We start from the raw sequence: 917 nt of genomic DNA, 5'->3' as shown, positions 1-917 counted from the left end.
AAGACCACACCGTTTGGTACGTCACGCGGGTCAGTTTTGGTTGCAAGAAGAATGATACCGCCGAAGCAGAGCATCATCATTTGAATGACAACGGCCATGCTAATTGGTTTCGCGCCATCCACAATGGTACGAATGTCTGGCCACATCGCGATAACGACGATAACCAAGATAGAAGCGATGAACAGCAACACAGAGTTGCGAGCACTTGTTGGTAGCACTTCGTCAAGAGACGTTGCAGTTGTGTTGAGGATCTTTTCACGCCACACAGGATCTTTCAAACGCTCTTGGTATTCTTCATCGTCTTCCAGTTCTTTACCTCGTTTGATGCTGTAAAGTGACATTAGCAACGTACCGAATAGTGTTGCTGGAACCGTAACGAGCAAAATAGAAAGCAGAGTGATCTCGTGCTGAATATCAGAGAGTTGCGCTAAGTAGTAAACCACGGCCGCTGAAATTGGTGAGGCTGTGATTGCGATTTGAGAAGCGACAGAAGCCGCCGCCATTGGACGCTCAGGACGAATGCCGTTTTTCAATGCAACGTCGCCAATGATTGGCATAATGGAGTAAACCGCGTGACCTGTACCGAGCAAGAAAGTCATAAAGTAAGTCACAAAAGGAGCGATCAGGGTGACGCGTTTTGGGTTTTTACGAAGCACACGTTCGGCAACTTGACGCATGTATTTCAAACCGCCTGCGGCTTCAAGAATCGATGCACATGTTACAACCGCTAGGATGATCAACATAACGGTGACAGGAGGGGAGGTTGGCGGCATCTTAAAGATAAAGACTTCAATCACCAAACCAATACCAGATACGACCCCGAGGCCGATACCACCATAGCGTGAGCCGATATACAGCATCACGAGCAAAAATAGAAACTCAAGATACAACATGTGGATTTCCTTATTCAAAACAGA

The 917-nt window shown here is 47.0% G+C and carries 1 protein-coding gene; it reads right to left on the bottom strand.

Annotated elements, in window-relative coordinates; translation table 11 throughout:
* The coding region (locus R8N49_RS25660; RefSeq protein WP_318190275.1) for an anaerobic C4-dicarboxylate transporter at nt 1-893 on the bottom strand (893 nt) is incomplete at its 3' end.
* Between the last annotated feature and the right edge of the window lie 24 nt (nt 894-917).

The organism is Vibrio sp. 1978, from assembly GCF_033344345.1.
Note: the sequence above shows the minus strand (reverse complement) of the source record. Positions and strands in the feature narration are given on the sequence as shown.